11 protein-coding genes are annotated in these 17,519 nt (G+C 44.3%); 5 read left to right on the top strand and 6 right to left on the bottom strand.

Annotation, left to right across the window (positions count from 1 at the left end):
* Window positions 1-297 precede the first annotated feature (297 nt).
* Window positions 298-963, top strand: coding sequence for a response regulator transcription factor (locus K0625_RS06120; protein ID WP_220108861.1), 666 nt, complete (start codon window positions 298-300; stop codon window positions 961-963).
* A 72-nt stretch (window positions 964-1,035) separates the two neighbouring features.
* Here the strand turns inward: K0625_RS06120 and K0625_RS06115 are convergent, their stop codons facing one another.
* Window positions 1,036-2,547 (bottom strand): curlin, encoded by a 1,512-nt coding sequence (locus K0625_RS06115; RefSeq protein WP_220108860.1) that lies wholly within the window; start codon window positions 2,545-2,547, stop codon window positions 1,036-1,038.
* A gap of 14 nt (window positions 2,548-2,561) precedes the next feature.
* Window positions 2,562-2,993 carry a curlin gene (locus K0625_RS06110; RefSeq protein ID WP_220108859.1) on the bottom strand — a complete coding sequence of 144 codons (432 nt, stop codon included), beginning with the start codon at window positions 2,991-2,993 and terminating at the stop codon, window positions 2,562-2,564.
* 511 nt (window positions 2,994-3,504) lie between these two features.
* On the opposite strand from K0625_RS06110, the gene K0625_RS06105 reads away from it, so the two are divergent.
* A complete protein-coding gene (locus K0625_RS06105) occupies window positions 3,505-6,030 on the top strand; it encodes a S8 family serine peptidase (protein ID WP_220108858.1) in 2,526 nt (841 codons plus the stop codon).
* A gap of 62 nt (window positions 6,031-6,092) precedes the next feature.
* Here K0625_RS06105 and K0625_RS06100 read toward each other — a convergent pair whose 3' ends face one another.
* The gene (locus K0625_RS06100; protein ID WP_220108857.1) at window positions 6,093-9,119 is read right to left on the bottom strand and encodes a M9 family metallopeptidase; all 3,027 of its coding nucleotides are present in this window, start codon (window positions 9,117-9,119) and stop codon (window positions 6,093-6,095) included.
* A gap of 384 nt (window positions 9,120-9,503) precedes the next feature.
* Here K0625_RS06100 and K0625_RS06095 point away from each other — a divergent pair, with 384 nt between their 5' ends.
* The gene (locus K0625_RS06095) at window positions 9,504-10,523 is read left to right on the top strand and encodes an NAD(P)H-quinone oxidoreductase (protein ID WP_220108856.1); all 1,020 of its coding nucleotides are present in this window, start codon (window positions 9,504-9,506) and stop codon (window positions 10,521-10,523) included.
* 420 nt (window positions 10,524-10,943) lie between these two features.
* Window positions 10,944-11,381 carry a hypothetical protein gene (locus K0625_RS06090; protein ID WP_220108855.1) on the top strand — a complete coding sequence of 146 codons (438 nt, stop codon included), beginning with the start codon at window positions 10,944-10,946 and terminating at the stop codon, window positions 11,379-11,381.
* Between the two features lie 31 nt (window positions 11,382-11,412).
* On the opposite strand, the gene K0625_RS06085 is transcribed toward K0625_RS06090, so the two are convergent.
* The 3 genes from K0625_RS06085 to K0625_RS06075 all read right to left on the bottom strand — a co-directional run bounded on the left by K0625_RS06085 (window position 11,413) and on the right by K0625_RS06075 (window position 15,652).
* Window positions 11,413-12,444 carry an aldose epimerase family protein gene (locus tag K0625_RS06085; protein WP_220108854.1) on the bottom strand — a complete coding sequence of 344 codons (1,032 nt, stop codon included), beginning with the start codon at window positions 12,442-12,444 and terminating at the stop codon, window positions 11,413-11,415.
* 43 nt (window positions 12,445-12,487) lie between these two features.
* Window positions 12,488-13,654, bottom strand: a complete 1,167-nt coding sequence (gene galK, locus K0625_RS06080; RefSeq protein WP_220108853.1) for a galactokinase — start codon at window positions 13,652-13,654, stop codon at window positions 12,488-12,490.
* Between the two features lie 363 nt (window positions 13,655-14,017).
* Window positions 14,018-15,652: a cation:proton antiporter domain-containing protein gene (locus K0625_RS06075; RefSeq protein WP_220108852.1), complete on the bottom strand. Its 1,635-nt coding sequence runs from the start codon at window positions 15,650-15,652 to the stop codon at window positions 14,018-14,020.
* A gap of 323 nt (window positions 15,653-15,975) precedes the next feature.
* Here K0625_RS06075 and K0625_RS06070 point away from each other — a divergent pair, with 323 nt between their 5' ends.
* Window positions 15,976-17,118 carry an HDOD domain-containing protein gene (locus K0625_RS06070; RefSeq protein WP_220108851.1) on the top strand — a complete coding sequence of 381 codons (1,143 nt, stop codon included), beginning with the start codon at window positions 15,976-15,978 and terminating at the stop codon, window positions 17,116-17,118.
* Window positions 17,119-17,519 lie beyond the last annotated feature (401 nt).

Genomic DNA, 17,519 nt, shown 5'->3' with positions numbered 1-17,519 from the left:
CTTCATATTTAATACAATTTATTCAAACACCTGCAATGTCAATTCCATGCTCTGCATTTATATAATCATAATCTTACTTTAAGCCGTATAAAATATGCCTGAATAGCGAATAAAACTCTGCTATGTAAATTTTACAGCTTTATTTATTTTTCTTAGTTTGTTTTCTGGTAATTTATAATTATTTATTATAATAATGTTTCTCAAAAGTAAAAAAGCTGTTTTAACTCTCATGGGACCAGAGAGTATTTTATGTTTTCTTCAGGGTGAAAACATAAGGGTATAGACAAGGAGAAAGTTATGAACCAAATCGATGAACTTGTCTTTTTTCATCAAATTGAAGCGCCATGTCATTTAGCTATTTTGGCTCAATCGATTGGATTAAAGACTCGGATTGTCAGTAAGTCTTCAGAACTTTTTGATGGGCTACTATCAAATAGTTTCTGTTTTATTGCTCAAAAAGGGGAGGCGCTGGATAATAAAGGTATCCCTTTAATAGCATCTAGGCTCGCATCGCAGTGCCCCGTTGCGCTTCATCAAGTTGAGCCCAATACGTTAGAGGTTGAATCAGCGCTGCTTTTAGGAATAAAAGGGGTGCTTTACTCTAATCAAGGAATGGATTCTTTGATGTCGGGTATTACCAATATGGTAGAGGGAGAGCTCTATTTTGATCGGCAGTTGATCAGCCAGGTTTTCAGCCGTCTTGTGCGTAAATTAGACAGTGCCAATGACACACTGCAAGACAGCGCAGTGATGATGCAGATGCTAACGAGTCGGGAGAGAACGATTATTAGTTTAGTGTCGAGCGGTGCAAGAAATAAAGAGATAGCTCACAGGTTGTGTATCAGTGAGCATACTGTAAAGGCTCATATTTCATCTATCTTCAGAAAGACGCAATCTAGAAACCGTGTTGAACTGTTAAGGTGGGCACAAAGTTACCAGAGTCAGCTTGAGTTATGTTCTTAATCTGATTTAATTTATTGATATAAATAAAAAGGGAGCCTAAGCTCCCTTTTTGCTTTTGTTACTAATATGAAATTAGTTTTGAATCACAGTTGCGGTATTAAAGTCACCAGTTTGCGTGACTGAGATGCTGTTATCTGAACCAGTTTGCGAACCCATAACTAGGTTGTCATTACCTGTTTGGGCTATGGTCAGGCTGTTACCATCACCAGTTACGACGAAGGCACCATCATCTTCACCACCAACCCAGTTACCATCACCTGTTTGCGTGATTAAAGCACTGTTTTCATCACCAACAATGATAAGATCGATAAGGTTAAGGTCGCCCTCTTGTGTCATATCGAGATCGGCATTATTCATACCCACAACCGTCAATACGGCTTCGTTTTCATCGCCATCTTGTTCGATATCTGTGTCATTACCACTGCCGATAAGGTCTGCATAACCGAAGTTCATGTCACCCTCTTGGCTGATCTCTATCTTGTTATCATCACCTTCGGCAAAAGCGGTAACTTCGTTTTCATCTCCGTCACTTCTTAGGTCAAAATCATTATCGTTGCCATAGACGCCGAATGTAGCAACGTTGGTGTTCCCCTCTTGATCTAAAGAGACATCATTGTCGTTGCCAAATACTTGGAACTGGGCAGTGTTGTTGTCTCCCTCTTGGTCGACTCTCAGATCATTGTCATCACCTTGAACCTCAGCGATTAAGGTGTCACCAATTGTGTTACTCATTCCATCTTGTTTTATCTCAATAAAGTTATCATCACCTTGGACGGCAGCCATATAAGCTGTGTTGTTATTGCCCTCTTGGTCAATCTCAAATTCATTGTCAGAACCAGTTAAGTCATAAACAAAACCTGTGTTATCGTTACCCGCTTGCTCAATATCGAAGTTGTTATCATCGCCTGCAACGCCTTTAACGGCACCTAAGTTGCCATCTCCCTCTTGATAGACGGTTACATCATTGTTGTTGCCAACATTGGGTGTGATATCAAGGGAAACCATGCCTGCGGTATTACCGTTACCTATCTGAGTAACGTCGCCATCATTATCGTTACCCTCAACACGGTATACACCGAAGTTACCGTCACCTTCTTGATTGATTACAGCGGTATTATTATCACCAATTAGCTCAACAACAGCTTCACTTTGTGAACCGTCTTGAGCGACATCAACATTGTTATCATTACCTGTGACATCTATGTTGACCTGATTAAAAAAGTCGAACTGAGCAACATAAGTTTCGTTATCGTTACCAGTCATGTCGACATTAGAGATGTGCCAGTCGTCAGCTTGATCTACTTCAACATTGTTACCAAGACCAGTGGAATTAGTATAGGCTTCTAGCCAAACCCCTTCCTGTACCGTAGTTGCAGATTGGTCATCACCGATTTGAGTGATGGTAGCAACATTGGCATTACCACCAGTTTGAGTTTGCTGAATATAAGCTTCTTGGCCAACAACAGCATTAGCTGTATCTGTCGTTTGTGTAATGGTTGCAGAATCAGCAAATGCTGAGCCACTCATTCCGAGTCCTGCAGTGATCGCTAGCGCAAGTATTGTTTTTTTTGTTTGAGATCTCATGTGACTTTCCCTGTTTAATATTGTGTTATGGTTATTTCAGCACCATCGGCAATCTGCTCGATAGAGAAATTAGCACTGCCAAGTTGATTTAAATTAACCAAGTTATCGTTTCCTATTTGGATGATATCTGCTTGGTTATCTCCACCAACTTGAATAAGTTCTACCTGATTATTCTTCCCATCCTGAGTGATATTGGCCTGGTTGTTGTCCCCTAACTGCATCAGATCGACATAGTTGTTATTGCCAGTCTGCATAATATTTGCGGTATTTAGGTTACCTAGCTGAACTAGGTTAACTAGGCTTGAACGCCCATTGCTTTCGAGAAGAGTTTGTAACGTGATAGGTAGTTCGTAGGTATTGCTTGTGTCTAGCTCATCATCTGCTAATACCCAAGAGCTACTGCAGAGGGTGATAAACAGTAAAAATAGAGAGTTAAATGTTGGCACTTTCATACCCCTTTTACTTTATGAGCTCTAGGTTATTCTCGATACAAGTCTTGAATCAAATTCCCTAAAACGATTAGCTATCCTTTAGACCTTTTGCAGAAGCGTTAATAACGAATGCTTAACAATAGATCCAGATGAGAGTTCAAGTTACAGTCCTGTAAAAATGCCGCAATTGGAAGAAGGTATATTTATTAAAATCTCTGGAATAAATATTTTTTTAACTCGTAAGTGACGTTTAATTATTTGTTTGTTTTGAATAAAGTTGCTTTATATAAATGCTATTTAGTTTTTTAAATTAAACTTGCTAGCGCGATGGGCGTAGTAGAAAGGTAGTAAAGCCCGTGAGTCCGCTTTTAAAATTAGTAACCTTGTGGCAACAATCCTCTTTGTGAAATGCACCGGGATGTTTTGAGACCTTTTTAAGAAGAGAAGGTTAATACCGCGTATTAAAGGTCTTAGATGGATTTGGTTCCGGATATAAATATTTAGGGATAAAAAGGAAGTCAGAATTATGTTTAATAAGTTGACACCGATCGCGCTTGCTGTTGCTGGCGCCATTACGGTATCTGCAGCACCCGTTCAGGCTAAAGTGACACAACATGAATATGTGAAAGACTCAATTCTTGTAGTGTATAAAGATAATGTCACAAAATCTGAACGTCTTTCTGCACAGCGCTTAGTGCGCGGTTCAATACGTGACATCAATGCCGACGGCGTTGATGATAAGTTCGCTAATTTAATGGGCGGTAAGCTGGCAAAACTATCACTGCGTTCAGGATCTGATGTATCAAAAGCAATTAAAATGATCAGTCAGCATCCAGCAGTTCAATATGCCGAACCTAACTATATCCTGAAAGCTGCAGGTGCGCCGGATGACCCTCGTTATCCTGAAATGTGGGGACTTAACAATACTGGCCAGAATGGGGGGACAGCAGACGCTGATATAGATGCCCCAGAAGCCTGGGACATAGCAACTGGTGATGACACTGTGATTATCGGTGTTATCGATACTGGTGTTGATTACAACCATGAAGATTTGACCAATAACATGTGGGTCAATCCGGGTGAAATTGCCGGCAATGGCGTGGATGATGATGGTAATGGTGTCATCGATGATGTCCATGGTTTCAGCGCTGTTAATGATAATGGCGACCCAATGGATGGTAACGGTCACGGTACTCACGTAGCGGGCACCATTGGCGCTGAAGGCGACAATGGCATTGGTGTTGTTGGGGTGAACTGGGATGTCAGTATCATTGGTTGTCAGTTCCTCGACGCAGGTGGTAGCGGCTCAACTGCGGATGCTATCGAATGTATTGATTACTTCACTGATCTTAAAGTCAATCGTGGTATAGATGTGCGTGCGACCAATAACTCTTGGGGAGGTGGTGGCTTCAGCCAGGCGTTGAAAGATTCCATCGAAGCCAGTGGTGATGAAGGCATTCTGTTTGTCGCTGCGGCAGGTAATTGTAGAACTGGTGCACCTGCACGCGATATCGATCAGGAGCCAAGCTACCCAGCTTCATACGATTCAGATGCCATCTTGGCTGTCTCCATGACTACCCGTGATGACACTTTGGACAGCTGTTCTCATTGGGGACCAGTATCTGTGGATGTGGGTGCACCAGGTAGCAGCATTCTGTCTACTACGCCGGGTAATAATTACTCTGTATTCAGCGGGACGTCCATGGCCAGTCCTCACGTTGCTGGCGCGGCAGGCTTGGTGTGGTCTATTAATCCTAATTTGACTATGGCTGAAATGAAGGCCTTGCTGATGGATTCCGGTGATGCTTTGGCCGATTTGGATGGCAAGACAGTATCGGGCAAGCGCCTGAACCTGTTAACAGCACTGGAAGAAGCTGATCCCGCTCCAGGTTTCCGCTTTAGTGCTACGCCAAGTTCTGCTCAGGTTATTGCTGGTGAGTCTACTAGTTATGAGTTCTCTGTTGGCAGCGTAGGCGGCTGGGATGGCACTGCCAACCTTAGTGTGACGTCAGCTCCAGCATTAGCGGGTGTATCTTTGTCAGCAACAACCGCAGGTGCTGATGATACCTTTATGCTAGACGTTGCGACTGCGTCGGATACTCAGTGGGGTGACTACACCTTTACTGTAACCGGTGTTGATGGTGACTTCGAAAAGAGCAAGAGTGTTTCTCTTAACGTGCTGCCTCAGGGTCTGCAGGATTACCCATATGAGAACACGACTCCAGTAGATCTGCCTGACAATGACTCAAATGGTATCGTGAGCACAATCGACGTTGCTGATGATCTACAAGTGTTTGGTGTTACTGCCGATGTGAATATTACCCACACTTGGAGTGGCGACCTTATCGTAACGCTAACCTCACCAGAAGGGACGGAGTCTATACTGCATAACCGCTCTGGTGGCAGCGCCGATGATGTTGTAGAAAGCTGGGATCTTTCTGACTTTAACGGTGAGATGGCGATGGGTACCTGGACTCTGTCTGTTAGCGATAATGCAGCAGCAGATTTAGGAACGCTTAACAGCTGGGGTATTGTTATCTCAGGTGTAGGTGACACTGGACCTGCCGCACCAGTTGCTGGTTTTGATCACAGTGTTGATGGCTTGACTGTTAGCTTTACCAACACAAGTACCGATGCGAACGATGACATCGTGAGCTATAGCTGGGACTTTGGTGATATGGGTAGCTCAACTGATATGAACCCATCTCATACCTATGCATCAGCGGGTAGTTATGCTGTTTCACTAACAGTGACAGATGCTGAAGGTAACACTGATACAGCCAACATGAATGTTGACGTATTTGATAATGTGATTACGGCAGAAGTTCTTCGAGCTAAGCTATCTCGTCGTGGCAGTGCGCTAGTTGACCTGACTTGGGATGGTGCAAATGGCAATTCGGTAGATATCTACCGTGATGGTGAGATGGTTGCGACGACTGATAATGATGGTCGTTACCGTGATCGTTTCACAAATGCGCCTGCATCGGTTGAGTACACAATCTGTGAAACTGGTTCTAGCCTATGTTCTGATCCAATCACAGCTCAATTCTAAATCGTAGAGTTACTTGTCATTAGCGGCCCTCGGGCCGCTTTTTTTGGTTTTAAATATCTAGGTTATTTTAGCTCAGCTTGAACCGCTACCCCTGAGCTTGTGACTTCGCTCTCAAGAGTAATGTAGTACCAGCCTGAAATGGGGTTACTAACGGTAAAGGTCTCACTTGTGCTATTAGCTGTTGTCGATGTTACCTCATGACTATTGGCATTTGACCAAGAACTGCCACCATAGAGGCTGATATCCCCACTACCATAAGCTGAGGTAACTGTGAGTTCACTTGTGCCCTCATCGATCCAGAGCGAATAGTAGTTGATACCATCGTCAGCACAGACCGCTTCCCCTGAGGTGAGGCGCGCACTGTTGGTGGGAGCTTGGATCAAACAGGCATCGGTTATCGTGCCTGAGTTTGGCGGCGTAGGTGGTGTTCCTGAGCTTAACTCTACCGTGACGGTTACGCCTGAAAACTCACTCTCAGAGTCCACCGTAATATAGCGCCAACCTCTGTTTGCTGTGACATATAAAGTCTCGTCATTGCCCGTATTCGTTGAGCTTGCTTGATGACTGGTACTGCTAGCCCAAGTCTCTGCATTGAAGTAAAGGTTAGCATCACCGCTACCACCTGCTGTGCTGATGGTAAGTTGAGTATTATCCTCTTCAACGTAAACATATAAGCTATTTTTGCCACCACTGATGCACTCACTTTGGCCTAAAGTCAGCTGACCATAGCTAATGGTTGCAGACCCGCAATCTTCAACGGGAGTTGGCGCTCCTCCACCATTATCACCACCTTGAGCAGGATCTGGGTCGGCCACCACCTCAGTGATACTCACTAACATATCTACACCTCCGAAATCACCTGCGAGGGTGATATAGTGCCAATACTCATCAGGGTTCATGGTGACCTTAATCACTTCGTGATTACCATTGCCTATGCCGTAACCTTCATTAGACTCACCGCTGGCCCACCCTGTTGTGCTGTAGTAGATATCAGCATCGCCCCAGCCACCACCAACTTTAATCCAGATCTCCTGTGCAGTGCTGTCGACATTAGCAATGGCAAAGCTGGCTCTGCCATTTTGAGAGTCAATACACTCCATGGGGGTATCCAGTTTAAGGCTAGCTTCATCACTGTAGCGATAGGCTTCATCGGTGACAGTACAGGGCGAATAATCTGTGCTAATGGTGGGTTTAGGACCTGCCCAGTTACCGTCAATGCCGCTTGGCAGGGCATCGGCATCAGAGGGACCATGGTCGATAATGCCGTTGTCTACGGCACTTAAACCACTGGTAAGCCAACCTGTCCATTCGTTGTCATAGCGGGTACCGATACTGTCCATAAAGACTTGGTACTCTTCATACTGATCGTTGCGCAGGTAAGCTAAGATCTGGTCCACGTCCGCTTTGTGATTTTCAAACATAAAGCGCACCGCCAGATATCCCCAGCGATAGATCCGGTCTTGGCCTGAGTCATAGTTGTTTTTGAAAATCGTTGAGAGTGGGTACTCTGCAGTTTCGCCCATTGCGATAGCTGCTGTATTGGCATCACGGTAGGAGATATATTCGGCTAATCCCTCTATCCACCAGATGGTGTTAGCCGAAATTCCACGACCAAAATCACCGTGCAGATTATAGCGTCCATCTAAGTAGTGGACATACTCATGCTGAAGGTTCCATATATGGAAGTCAGGTTGGCGCCACTGCGCCTCATAGGCGATAAATCTGGCTTGGTTTTTCATTCCTGCTGGCGAACCCTCAAGGTACATGCCGCCATTGTTGGTATTGATACCGAAAAAGGTGCCTGCATAGGATTGATAATCGCTGGAGCTATCAAAAACGACCAACTCGAGGGCTTCATTATTATCATTTGCCACAGGCGTGTTATTGGTGCCTAATTTGCTATGGAAGTAGATCTCTTGTCCGCCTAGCACCTCACAGGCCCATTTGGCCTGATCTTGATAGAGGGCTTGAGCACGCATCATTAAAGTGTCTGAACATTGCCAGTTAAAACTTAAGGTGTCGGCTTCGAGCTGAGCTTTAAAACCACAGATATCATAATAGTTACAGTTGGCCCTGTCGTAATAATCTGCCATCTCGGCAGCGGCTAACCAGATAACTTTAGATTCATCGTTTTTACTGCTGCTATCGAGCACGGCTTTGACTAAGGTGGTGACTCTGCTCTTCATCTGGGGAATATGGTAAAGGCGAGACATCTCACGAATAGCGTTAAGCAGAACATATTCAGCGTTACTGCCCACTAAGTGTCGATTATTGAGCTGAAAGTTGTTGAGGGAGTCGAGAATACTATGGTCGGTCGCAAACAGCACCTTCATCGCATCATCCCATTGAGCCCGAAAAAGTGTGGTAAAGATAGCGTTCGCCGCGCCATTCATGCCCCAGCTGGCTTGCCAGTCGGCATTATACTCACTCAGTACTCTCTTGGTGATATGGTTAAAGTCGGCACCTAATCCAGCCGAATCGATTAAGATCAATGACTCCTTTAATACACCGGAGTTCTCCTCTGAGATGGTCCAGATCTTGGCGTTGTCGAAGATAGCCGTGATCTCTTTCTTGATATCTGCTTTTACTGTACTGCTGTAGGCGGGAACATCTTCGGGACTGTAAAACTGCACATAAAGGGCTGCACGTTGAAAGTAGATAAGTGATTCTATGCCTGTGCTATCAAGCCCTGTGTATTCGGGAGCGCGGCTAGTGATCCCATCTGCCACACTGAGCATGTTGGCTTCACTGAATAGAGCTGTGGCATCGGTTCCCTTAAGGCTGTAAAGGGGACTGACACATTGTGGATCTGATGTTGCCAGCTTAGTCACCAGCGCACTGCCACTTAACCCTATAAAGCTACTGCAATCGGCAGCTGCCGCTGGACCATTGGGCCCAATTAGTCCAGGCCTTGCAGCCATAGTATCTGCACTCGCCCAAGGGGAGAGAGTTTGAGTGAGGGCACTTTTTGATGCTTGAGCCTGGTTTTCTGATAAACCTATGTGATGAGAGTAGGTGCTACTTGGGTTACTCACTGCGCTAAAACTTGTAGTGAGCCCTATTGCGACGACCAGATGTTTTAATTTCATGGGTTCTCCATTGATTGTTGTTCCTTAGGCTCTATGCCTAAGGGAGGTGTATGGATGTATAAACGTCTGCTGAGCAGATCTTATTAAGCTAAACAGGTAGGTAGTCTCTCTTTGTTGAAGACTTAATTTTCTCAGGGAAACCCGTTTAACATAAATGCAACAATACAGATTGAGGATAAAATATACAATAGTCAAAGTGACTCTTTTGTGCTTTTTTTATTCAGCAAGGAGTGAGAAATTAAGTGGAGGCCTTGAGCGTACTGGTGTGTGGTTGAAAATGGGGTAGATAGAATTTAGTTGATATATTTTTGCTCTGTTAAGGATTGATTTACCTTTATTTGAGGTGTATCAATATTAAATCTGAATGTTAATAAGTCCTAATTTATGTCTGCACACTCACTTCCACAAGACTATTTACACGTTACTTTTGATGAACCAGGAACGCCGGATGTTTTATATCTTACTCGCTCTCAACTACCTAAGGTTGAAGAGGAGCAGGTGTTAATTAGAGTTCATGCGGCAGGCGTCAATGGGCCTGATCTGGCTCAGAGAAAAGGCGTTTATCCTGCCCCAGCTGGTGCTAGCCCAATTTTAGGCTTAGAGGTTGCAGGTGAGGTGGTGGCACTAGGGTCAAAGGTCACTCGATGGCAACTGGGAGAGAGGGTGTGTGCCTTGGTGCCCGGTGGCGGCTATGGCGAATATGTGGTGACGCATGCAGATCACTGCCTGCCGATCGCTAATGGCTGGCGCGACTCCGATGCCGCCGCCGTTGTTGAGACCTTTTTTACGGTCTGGGGCAATCTATTTATGCGAGCCGAATTGAAGATGGGTGAGACTGTATTGATCCATGGTGGCTCAGGAGGGGTGGGGAGTGCGGCTGTTGTCTTAGCTAAGGCATTTGGCGCTAAGGTTATCACGACATCGGGTAGTGATGAGAAGTGCGAGCATTGCGTAAGCCTAGGCGCCGAGCTTGCGCTTAATTACCGTAGTGATTTTGTCACCCCTGTTATGGAGCATACTCAAGGGAGGGGAGTTGATGTTGTATTCGATATGGCTGGTGGCGATTTTATTAATCAAAATTTAAAAGCCTTAGCTATGGATGGGCGTATGGTATCCGTAGCGATGCAGAGAGGGGCTACAGCTGAAGTCGACATTTTTCGGATCATGGCTAAACGAATTCGTTGGACTGGGTCAACACTGCGGCCTCAAAGCGTTGTGGCTAAAGCTGAAATTACCACACAGCTGTTAGAGAAAGTTTGGCCCTTGTTAGCTTGCGAGCTAGAGAGTTCCACTCAACTTAAACCGCATATTTTTGCAGAGTTTCCCCTTTATGAGTGTGCGAAAGCTCACACCTTGATGGAGGCTGGAGAGCATAGAGGTAAGCTAGTGTTGAAAGTGCAATGACATTAAGTTCTTATGATGAAAAGCAAGTTGATATATTTGTTTTTACTTAAATTTTTCTTGTAATTTAAATGACATTAGATTGTCATTTAGCCTGCTCAATATAGCCCTCAATTTGATATTTTTTAAATCCATTTTTATCAAATGGTTGAAATTGATTTTATTGAGTTATAGCTTAATATTTGTAGATTTCACAAATGAAAACTTGAATAAATCATGCTTTCAACTAAATTCGATATTAGTTTGAAAACTCATGATTCACTCCTTGCTTTACGCTAGGTAGAAGTGAGTATTTTGATGAACAGGACTGCCCCTTTTGGTGTAGGCCTAATTTGAAATAGCATAGGTTGGTAAAGGTCTATCGTTTAATCGTTTTGGCCTTGTATTCCTCCTGTATGTGTTGATTAAAGGATATTGGCATATATGTATAATACAGTGAAAACACCAATTTGGTATGGCGAGTTAAGAACGGCTCGTGGTAATGCTATTGTCATTCATGACAAGCAATTTCCAGAAGCCTCGGCGGGGCGCATCTATCTCTATAACACTCAAAGAGATTCGATAATTGAATATGCAGAGGAGATAGTTCAGCACAACCTGCATGATCTGGACAAGGCAGCGGCAAAAGCTGCTGCAGAGACTTATGGTGCGGCTTGGAATAGCGCACGTAGTGAGTTTATGGGCAAGCACGAGGGCTGGGTAGAGGCGATATCTTCTAAACACAAACCTTTGATTAAAAAGGAAGCCCAAAAAGATCTGGATAGTAACAAAACCCCCGATGATGACCTTGATCTCGATGATGGCTCAGAAAGCCAAGATCGTGAGTTTGCTGATGGCTGGTCAGGTGGTTTAGAGGAGTAAAGCGATAAGCCTTAGCTAAGGCTTATCTTCATTAAACTGCTTCAAACTGATAGCGACTGATATGATGATAAACCTGATCTGGTTTTATCCATGGGTCACTAAATAGCTCTGTTTGATTGGGGCCGTCAGGGATCTGCTGAGGCTCCAAGCATATCCCTTGATGCTTACTTAGTACCTGTCCGCCTCTGCCTTTTTCTCCCTGTAGAAAGTTTGCCCCATAGATCTGCACACTAGGTTGATTTGTGTATAGGGTCAGGCTGCGGCCAGACTTAGGTGAACTTAGGCAGCCAAATCGCGTCAATTCATCACTGTTTGTTGAGACTAAATAGCAGTGATCTATCCCACCTGTTGAGGAGAACTGTTTATTTTCCTGAACATCTAAGCCTTTGGCCTGATTAAAGTCGAGTAAGCTACCGTTTACCTCTTCTACTCCAGTAGGAAGGCCCAGCTCATTGAGAATAAAATGCTTCTGACTGTCTACTTGAAGGGTATGGTCGCGGTTAGAGCTTGAATGGGCACCCTCTAAATTAAAGTAACTGTGCTGAGTCAAGCTGATCGGACAGGCCTTATCTGTAGAAGCAAAAATCTCCATATAGAGATTATTGCCAGCGAGTCGATAATCCAGTTGTACTGTACAGTTACCAGGAAAGCCCATATCGCCATCAGGACTGACTAAACTTAGTCTTACGCCATCGGGGAGCTGACCTATATGCCACTGTTTACGGTTAAAGCCTTCACTGCCACCATGCAGGCAGTTGGTCAACTGATTGGTATCCAGTTGATAGTTATTGCCTTCAAAACTCATCTGCCCATTAGCAACTCGGTTGGCATAGCGTCCAGCAATGGCGCCAAGATGAGCACCTTGAGCCAGATAATCCTCCGCAGAATCACAACCTAAAACGATATTGCTTCTCTCGCCATCTCTGTCAGGAGTCCAGAGAGAGCGGATGATGCCGCCCAAACTCAGTACCTCTAGCGCTATGGTGCCGTTATCTATTCTGACACGCTCAATCAAGCCTCCTCGGGGATCTTCCCAAGGTTCTAACGGACGAAAACGTACCATAAAAGCAATCCCTTTTTGTTGTGAAACTAAGTAATTATTATCGCTAGTAGAGCTCTTCGTCGACGCGAGCGGCACCGTCACATGCAGAGCAAAGATACACAGTCGCTTCGAGTCCTGTTTGTTGGGTGTATTGGCTCTCAATCGCCTCGACAACTGCATCGGTAAGCTCATGATCGACCAAGGCGACGACACAACCACCAAATCCACTGCCAGTCATTCTCACTCCACCACGCTCTCCAACAACACCGGAGATGATATCTACAAGTGTGTTTATCTCTGGCACTGTGATCTCAAAATCATCACGCATAGACGCGTGGGATTGTGCCATTAGTTGACTGAGCTTAGGGATATTTCCCGCTTCCAGTGCATGGGCTGCATTTTGAGTTCGCCTGTTTTCTGTCAAGACATGTTTAACCCGTCGATAGCTGACATCGTCTAGCTTATCTTTTGATGCTTCAAGTTTGCAGAGATCAAGATGTCTCAGGGTATCTAAGCCAAAGTGTTCTGCGACGCTTTCGCACTGCTCACGTCTAAGTTTGAATTCGGGGTCAAGTAATCCACGCTCTACATTGGAGTTCACTATGATAAGACTCAGGCTTTCGGGAATAGAGACTGATTCACTGTCAAGATCTTCACAATCAATAAGCAGTGCGTGATCTTGTTGACCTAAGGCGCTGATCATCTGATCCATGATGCCGCAAGCATAGCCCACATATTGATTTTCACCACGTTGGGCCATCTGAGCGACGGCTAACGGAGAGAGTCTGAGTTGACTGCAGTCATTGATTGCTGTGCCAAAAGCGATCTCTAGCGCTGCAGACGAAGAGAGTCCGGCGCCTAAAGGGACATTGCCAACAATCGACAGATCTAACCCTTTAGCTGGTAGACCGGATGCCGCCATCGCAGCGGTAAACCCTTTAAGGTACTTTATCCAAGTATCTTGGGGATCCATTTGCCCCTCTTGGCCAAATTCCCACTCCTTTATCTCACCGGGAAAGGCATCAGAGATAACACGAAAAATCGCATCTTCACGGCGTTTTACCGCAACAATGGTATGGAAGTTAATGGCGGCGGGTAGGACAAAACCATCATTATAGTCTGTGTGTTCACCGATCAAGTTTACCCGGCCTGGTGCCAGATAAAGATCGTCTGCGGTTGTGCCAAAAGTTTGCACAAATAATTTGTTCGCGCGTTGAGCAGGATTCGACATGCTTTACAACTACCCTAAATATGTATTGAGTATGCACCAAATCAGCCCTAATGCTGATGGTGACAGATAATTTGTTTCGGTCTTTTTGTACCTATTTTGGTACTTTATATACCAATTTATATCATGAGTTAACTTAAGCTGTAACTGAGTTTTTGCTGGGAGCAGAAGATAATAAAAGGTTTTTTATCTAATTACTCATAAAGAAGTAGTTGCTTGGGGCGCTTTTAGAGAGTTCTCGCTAATTGGTAAGGCAATAAAAGTGGTTTTATATTGATTTGAACTGCTGCTTTCTGCTCCCCACCTTAGCTTAGGTGGGGAGCTGGTGGAGAGCAGGTAGGAAGGGACTTGTGTGTATTCCTGTCGCTATCCCTGCTGTTTTACTTTTACTATCTCTGAGGTGTCTTCCTCTTTAGTTTGGCTATCGGCAAGAAGATCTTTTACCACATGCTCAACAAAACCTGCACCGGCAGCTTCATAGAGGTTATAGATACTGTGTACGCCGGATTCTCGCAGAGATTGGGCATCATCACTGTATTGGACTATAGCGCTGAGTTTACCTTGATAGTTAAGCCGCTTAAGTTGCTCGACGGCGAACTGATTACCGATATGGTGTGGCATCGCTAACAGAACAAGTTCTAGGTTTGGCGCGCGATCTAACTTCTCCCAGAAATCGGTATCTGAGGCATCGCCTTGAACCACATTACGTCCTTCACTTTGGTGGAAGTCAGCCAGCTCCTGCTTATGTTCAATGCCTAATATTTCACCATCAAAATTGGCTTTAAGTTCATCATAAGCTCCACTACCGATCCGTCCCATACCTAAGATAAGGAATCTAGGGTTACCAACTGGGATCGGTCTATCTTCCGGATGAAGAGGGTGTCTTTCAAGCTTAATTAAGCGGCCCTGTAATTTCTGGTATAGCCTACTGGAAGCTGCGTTCAGTGGCGCAGCAAACAGGAAGCTAATACTAAGTGCAACAGCAAGGATCACCATCCACTGGGAGGGAAGCCAACCTTTACTGGTGGCCACCGCTGCGACAATTAAGCCGAATTCACTGTAGTTACCTAAGCTAAATGAGCTCATCAGGGCGGTGCGTGATCTGAGCTTAAAGTGGGTCAGTAGGTAGAGGAAAAGCAGCATCTTAATAGGCACTATCACCACTAACAGTGTGGCGAGCCCGATATCGGAGAAGCTAGGTAATCCATTGAGTCCTACGGTGAGGAAAAAGGCCACCAGAAAGAGCTCTTTGAAGTAGAAGAGGGATTTAGCCAGTTCTGAAGACTTAGAGTGCCCCGCTAATAAAATACCGATTATCAGCGCACCAAGATCTGGCTTTAAGCCGACCACTTCAAATAGCCATGCTCCTAATACTAAGGCCATAACTAGGCCAAAAAGGACAAGCAGTTCACCGTGGCCAACGCGATCGAAAGCGCGGTAGATGAGTGGTTTTGCCAAGGGAAGTAGTAGCAGACCAAAGGCCCAAACAGAGGGAATATCACCTTTAGAGATAGTTAAAAAGGCGACGGCAAAGATATCTTGCATAATCAAGATACCGATAGCAACACGGCCATAGAGTGACTGCATATCACCCTTATCTTCCAGTATCTTAACGGCAAAAATAGTACTGGAAAAGCTTAAGGCGAACGCCAGCAGGGCTAGTTGGTTAAATTCGAGTCCAGTAAGCTGCTCGAGACCGAGCATTCCCAATAATTTAAGCAGAGGGATAAAGAAGATCATCGATCCCATTAAATGCAGGCTAGAGCCAGCCCAGACTTCTGCTTTAAAGAGACTTTTAATATCTAGTTTTAAGCCAATAGCAAAAAGCAGTAGGGTGACACCTAGCTCCGCCAGCTGCTCGAGCAGGGGAAGGCTGGATTCGTCAATTCCAAATAAAAACAGCACAAAGCCCGCAACAAGGTAACCAATCAGCGGTGGCAATCCGACTCGGCTAACAAGCATGCCACAAGCTAAAGTAATAATAAGAATGGCGGGTTCCATGATTCTCCTGACTGGGTGAAGTTAACTACCTATTATTCTATAAGATTTAGATTAATTATAAATAAAAATTAATGCTTTTCGGCTATCTTTTTTGTGGTCTCTAGGATAGGAGATTAAAAGGCTATTTACTGAGTTTCCCTTCACTATTTTTAGCCAAAATTTATGTTTTTTGGTTGTAACTGGCTAAAGCTGTTGAGAGCTAAAGTGTTTAAAAGTTGATTAGCGATAAGGTATAAGCCGTGATTTATCGGTAATTTATCATTTTTAGTTGAAAAATAGTGCTAAATTATCACTTATAGCTTTTATTTGAGGATAGATTGAGAGTGGCGATATCGGTAGCTGGCGGAGTGAGACCTGGTAAGGTCATTGAGATTGAGCATAGGCTTTATCAACAGTTGATTGTAGGGAAGCAAAAATCTAGCTCAATGTTTGATGAGCTTGATGCCGAACTGGAGAATGACGCCAATAAGCTGGCCATTGAGCGTGAAGCTGTGTTGGAGAGACTAGCCAAACAGATAGAAGCTAAAGATATATTCGATCGTGTTTCCAAACAGTTGATCGATAGCGTAAGCAGTGCCGTTGACCATAGATTAGCCTCGGCAGACTCTGTGATAAAAAGTGCCGGGATCAATGAATCACAGCTGCTGATGCTAGAGCTTTTGCAGAGTGACAATCTCGATATTAATCGTCTTCGTCCTTTGATCGCCAATGAATCTTGGTTAGTAAGGGACCTACTCAATATCGTTAATAGCTCCTCTTTTAGACACAGGCGTCCCCAAGGCTCAGATGTCAAAGTGACCGACATTAAACTGGTGCTTAACTTTATTGGTATTGAGAATATTAAGTTACTCGTGCCCTATTTTTGCCTGAGAAACTGGCTGCCTTCCGGTCACGCTAATCTACTTTGGACCACGAGAAAACTGTGGCGTTACTCTATGGTGAGTGCCATTGCTGCACAAGCTTTGGCTAAATTACATGAAAAAGATGGTGTTTTTGTCTATACCTGTACCTTGTTGAGCCAGTTAGGGCCATCTGTGGTACTGAAAAATAGTGCGCTTCTATTTGAAGAAACATGGGGAGTCTGGCTGCGAGAGGCGAGTAATAGTCGAGATAAAGAGCTTTATGATGCTGTTCTGGCAACTGAGTTCCCCTCTCAGAGAGTTTATGAGTTGGTGATAGAGCATGGGGATAGGCTTAACTGGCAGCTGCTGGAGCAGCTCAACTTCAGTGACAGTGCTATGGGGGCTGTGATGGCTGAGCTGGACAATAACCTAAGCTATAAAGATCTTTCTGAAAATGCTTCCATCGTTGCTCGGGCAAACTGCTACGCTAAGGTGGTGCTGTTGGAGGAGATGAGAGAGCTCTCCCCGCAGGAGAAGCGGATCATGTTCGATTATTATGAGTTGAGCGAGCAGGAGCTCATCAGATTAAAAGCACAAAATTATCGCAAGCTGGATATCATCTAATCATACTAGCTTTACCTCTTATTGCTAATTTACTTTCCTATCTTATGTTTTGAACTAAGCTCTTCATGTGCAAAAGGTGAAAAACTAGGATTAAGTTAGCATTTACGGACCATTTTTATTGTTATCTATGCATTTGTGGTGAATATTTAAATAAAATGGACTGGAGTAACTTTTTTTATGACTAAATATGCTCTAAACCCCCGTTATAAACGCTTGTATAATTCTTAAACTCAAATCTTTATGCAATAAATATGTGCTGCTGATCTTATTTGAGTGTAAGAAACTGGTGTTTTGATCACATTTTCGCTATTAATGTCTCTTAAGTAATGTAAATAAGCACCGCCAGCGTGAGCTATTATAAAGAAAATAGGCGGGCCAAGTGGCTTTGAGAGCCATCAACA

Origin of the sequence: Shewanella nanhaiensis, from assembly GCF_019457885.1 — a bacterium.
GTDB lineage: Bacteria > Pseudomonadota > Gammaproteobacteria > Enterobacterales > Shewanellaceae > Shewanella > Shewanella nanhaiensis.
This window is presented reverse-complemented; position numbering and strand designations above follow the sequence as displayed.

What these genes read in the sequence shown, in the direction of transcription:
- K0625_RS06120 (WP_220108861.1), top strand. Translation starts at nt 298, where the DNA reads ATGAACCAAATCGATGAACTTGTCTTTTTTCATCAAATTGAAGCGCCA.
- K0625_RS06115 (WP_220108860.1), bottom strand. Translation starts at nt 2,547, where the DNA reads ATGAGATCTCAAACAAAAAAAACAATACTTGCGCTAGCGATCACTGCA.
- K0625_RS06105 (WP_220108858.1), top strand. Translation starts at nt 3,505, where the DNA reads ATGTTTAATAAGTTGACACCGATCGCGCTTGCTGTTGCTGGCGCCATT.
- K0625_RS06100 (WP_220108857.1), bottom strand. Translation starts at nt 9,119, where the DNA reads ATGAAATTAAAACATCTGGTCGTCGCAATAGGGCTCACTACAAGTTTT.
- K0625_RS06095 (WP_220108856.1), top strand. Translation starts at nt 9,504, where the DNA reads ATGTCTGCACACTCACTTCCACAAGACTATTTACACGTTACTTTTGAT.
- K0625_RS06090 (WP_220108855.1), top strand. Translation starts at nt 10,944, where the DNA reads ATGTATAATACAGTGAAAACACCAATTTGGTATGGCGAGTTAAGAACG.
- K0625_RS06085 (WP_220108854.1), bottom strand. Translation starts at nt 12,444, where the DNA reads ATGGTACGTTTTCGTCCGTTAGAACCTTGGGAAGATCCCCGAGGAGGC.
- galK (WP_220108853.1), bottom strand. Translation starts at nt 13,654, where the DNA reads ATGTCGAATCCTGCTCAACGCGCGAACAAATTATTTGTGCAAACTTTT.
- K0625_RS06075 (WP_220108852.1), bottom strand. Translation starts at nt 15,652, where the DNA reads ATGGAACCCGCCATTCTTATTATTACTTTAGCTTGTGGCATGCTTGTT.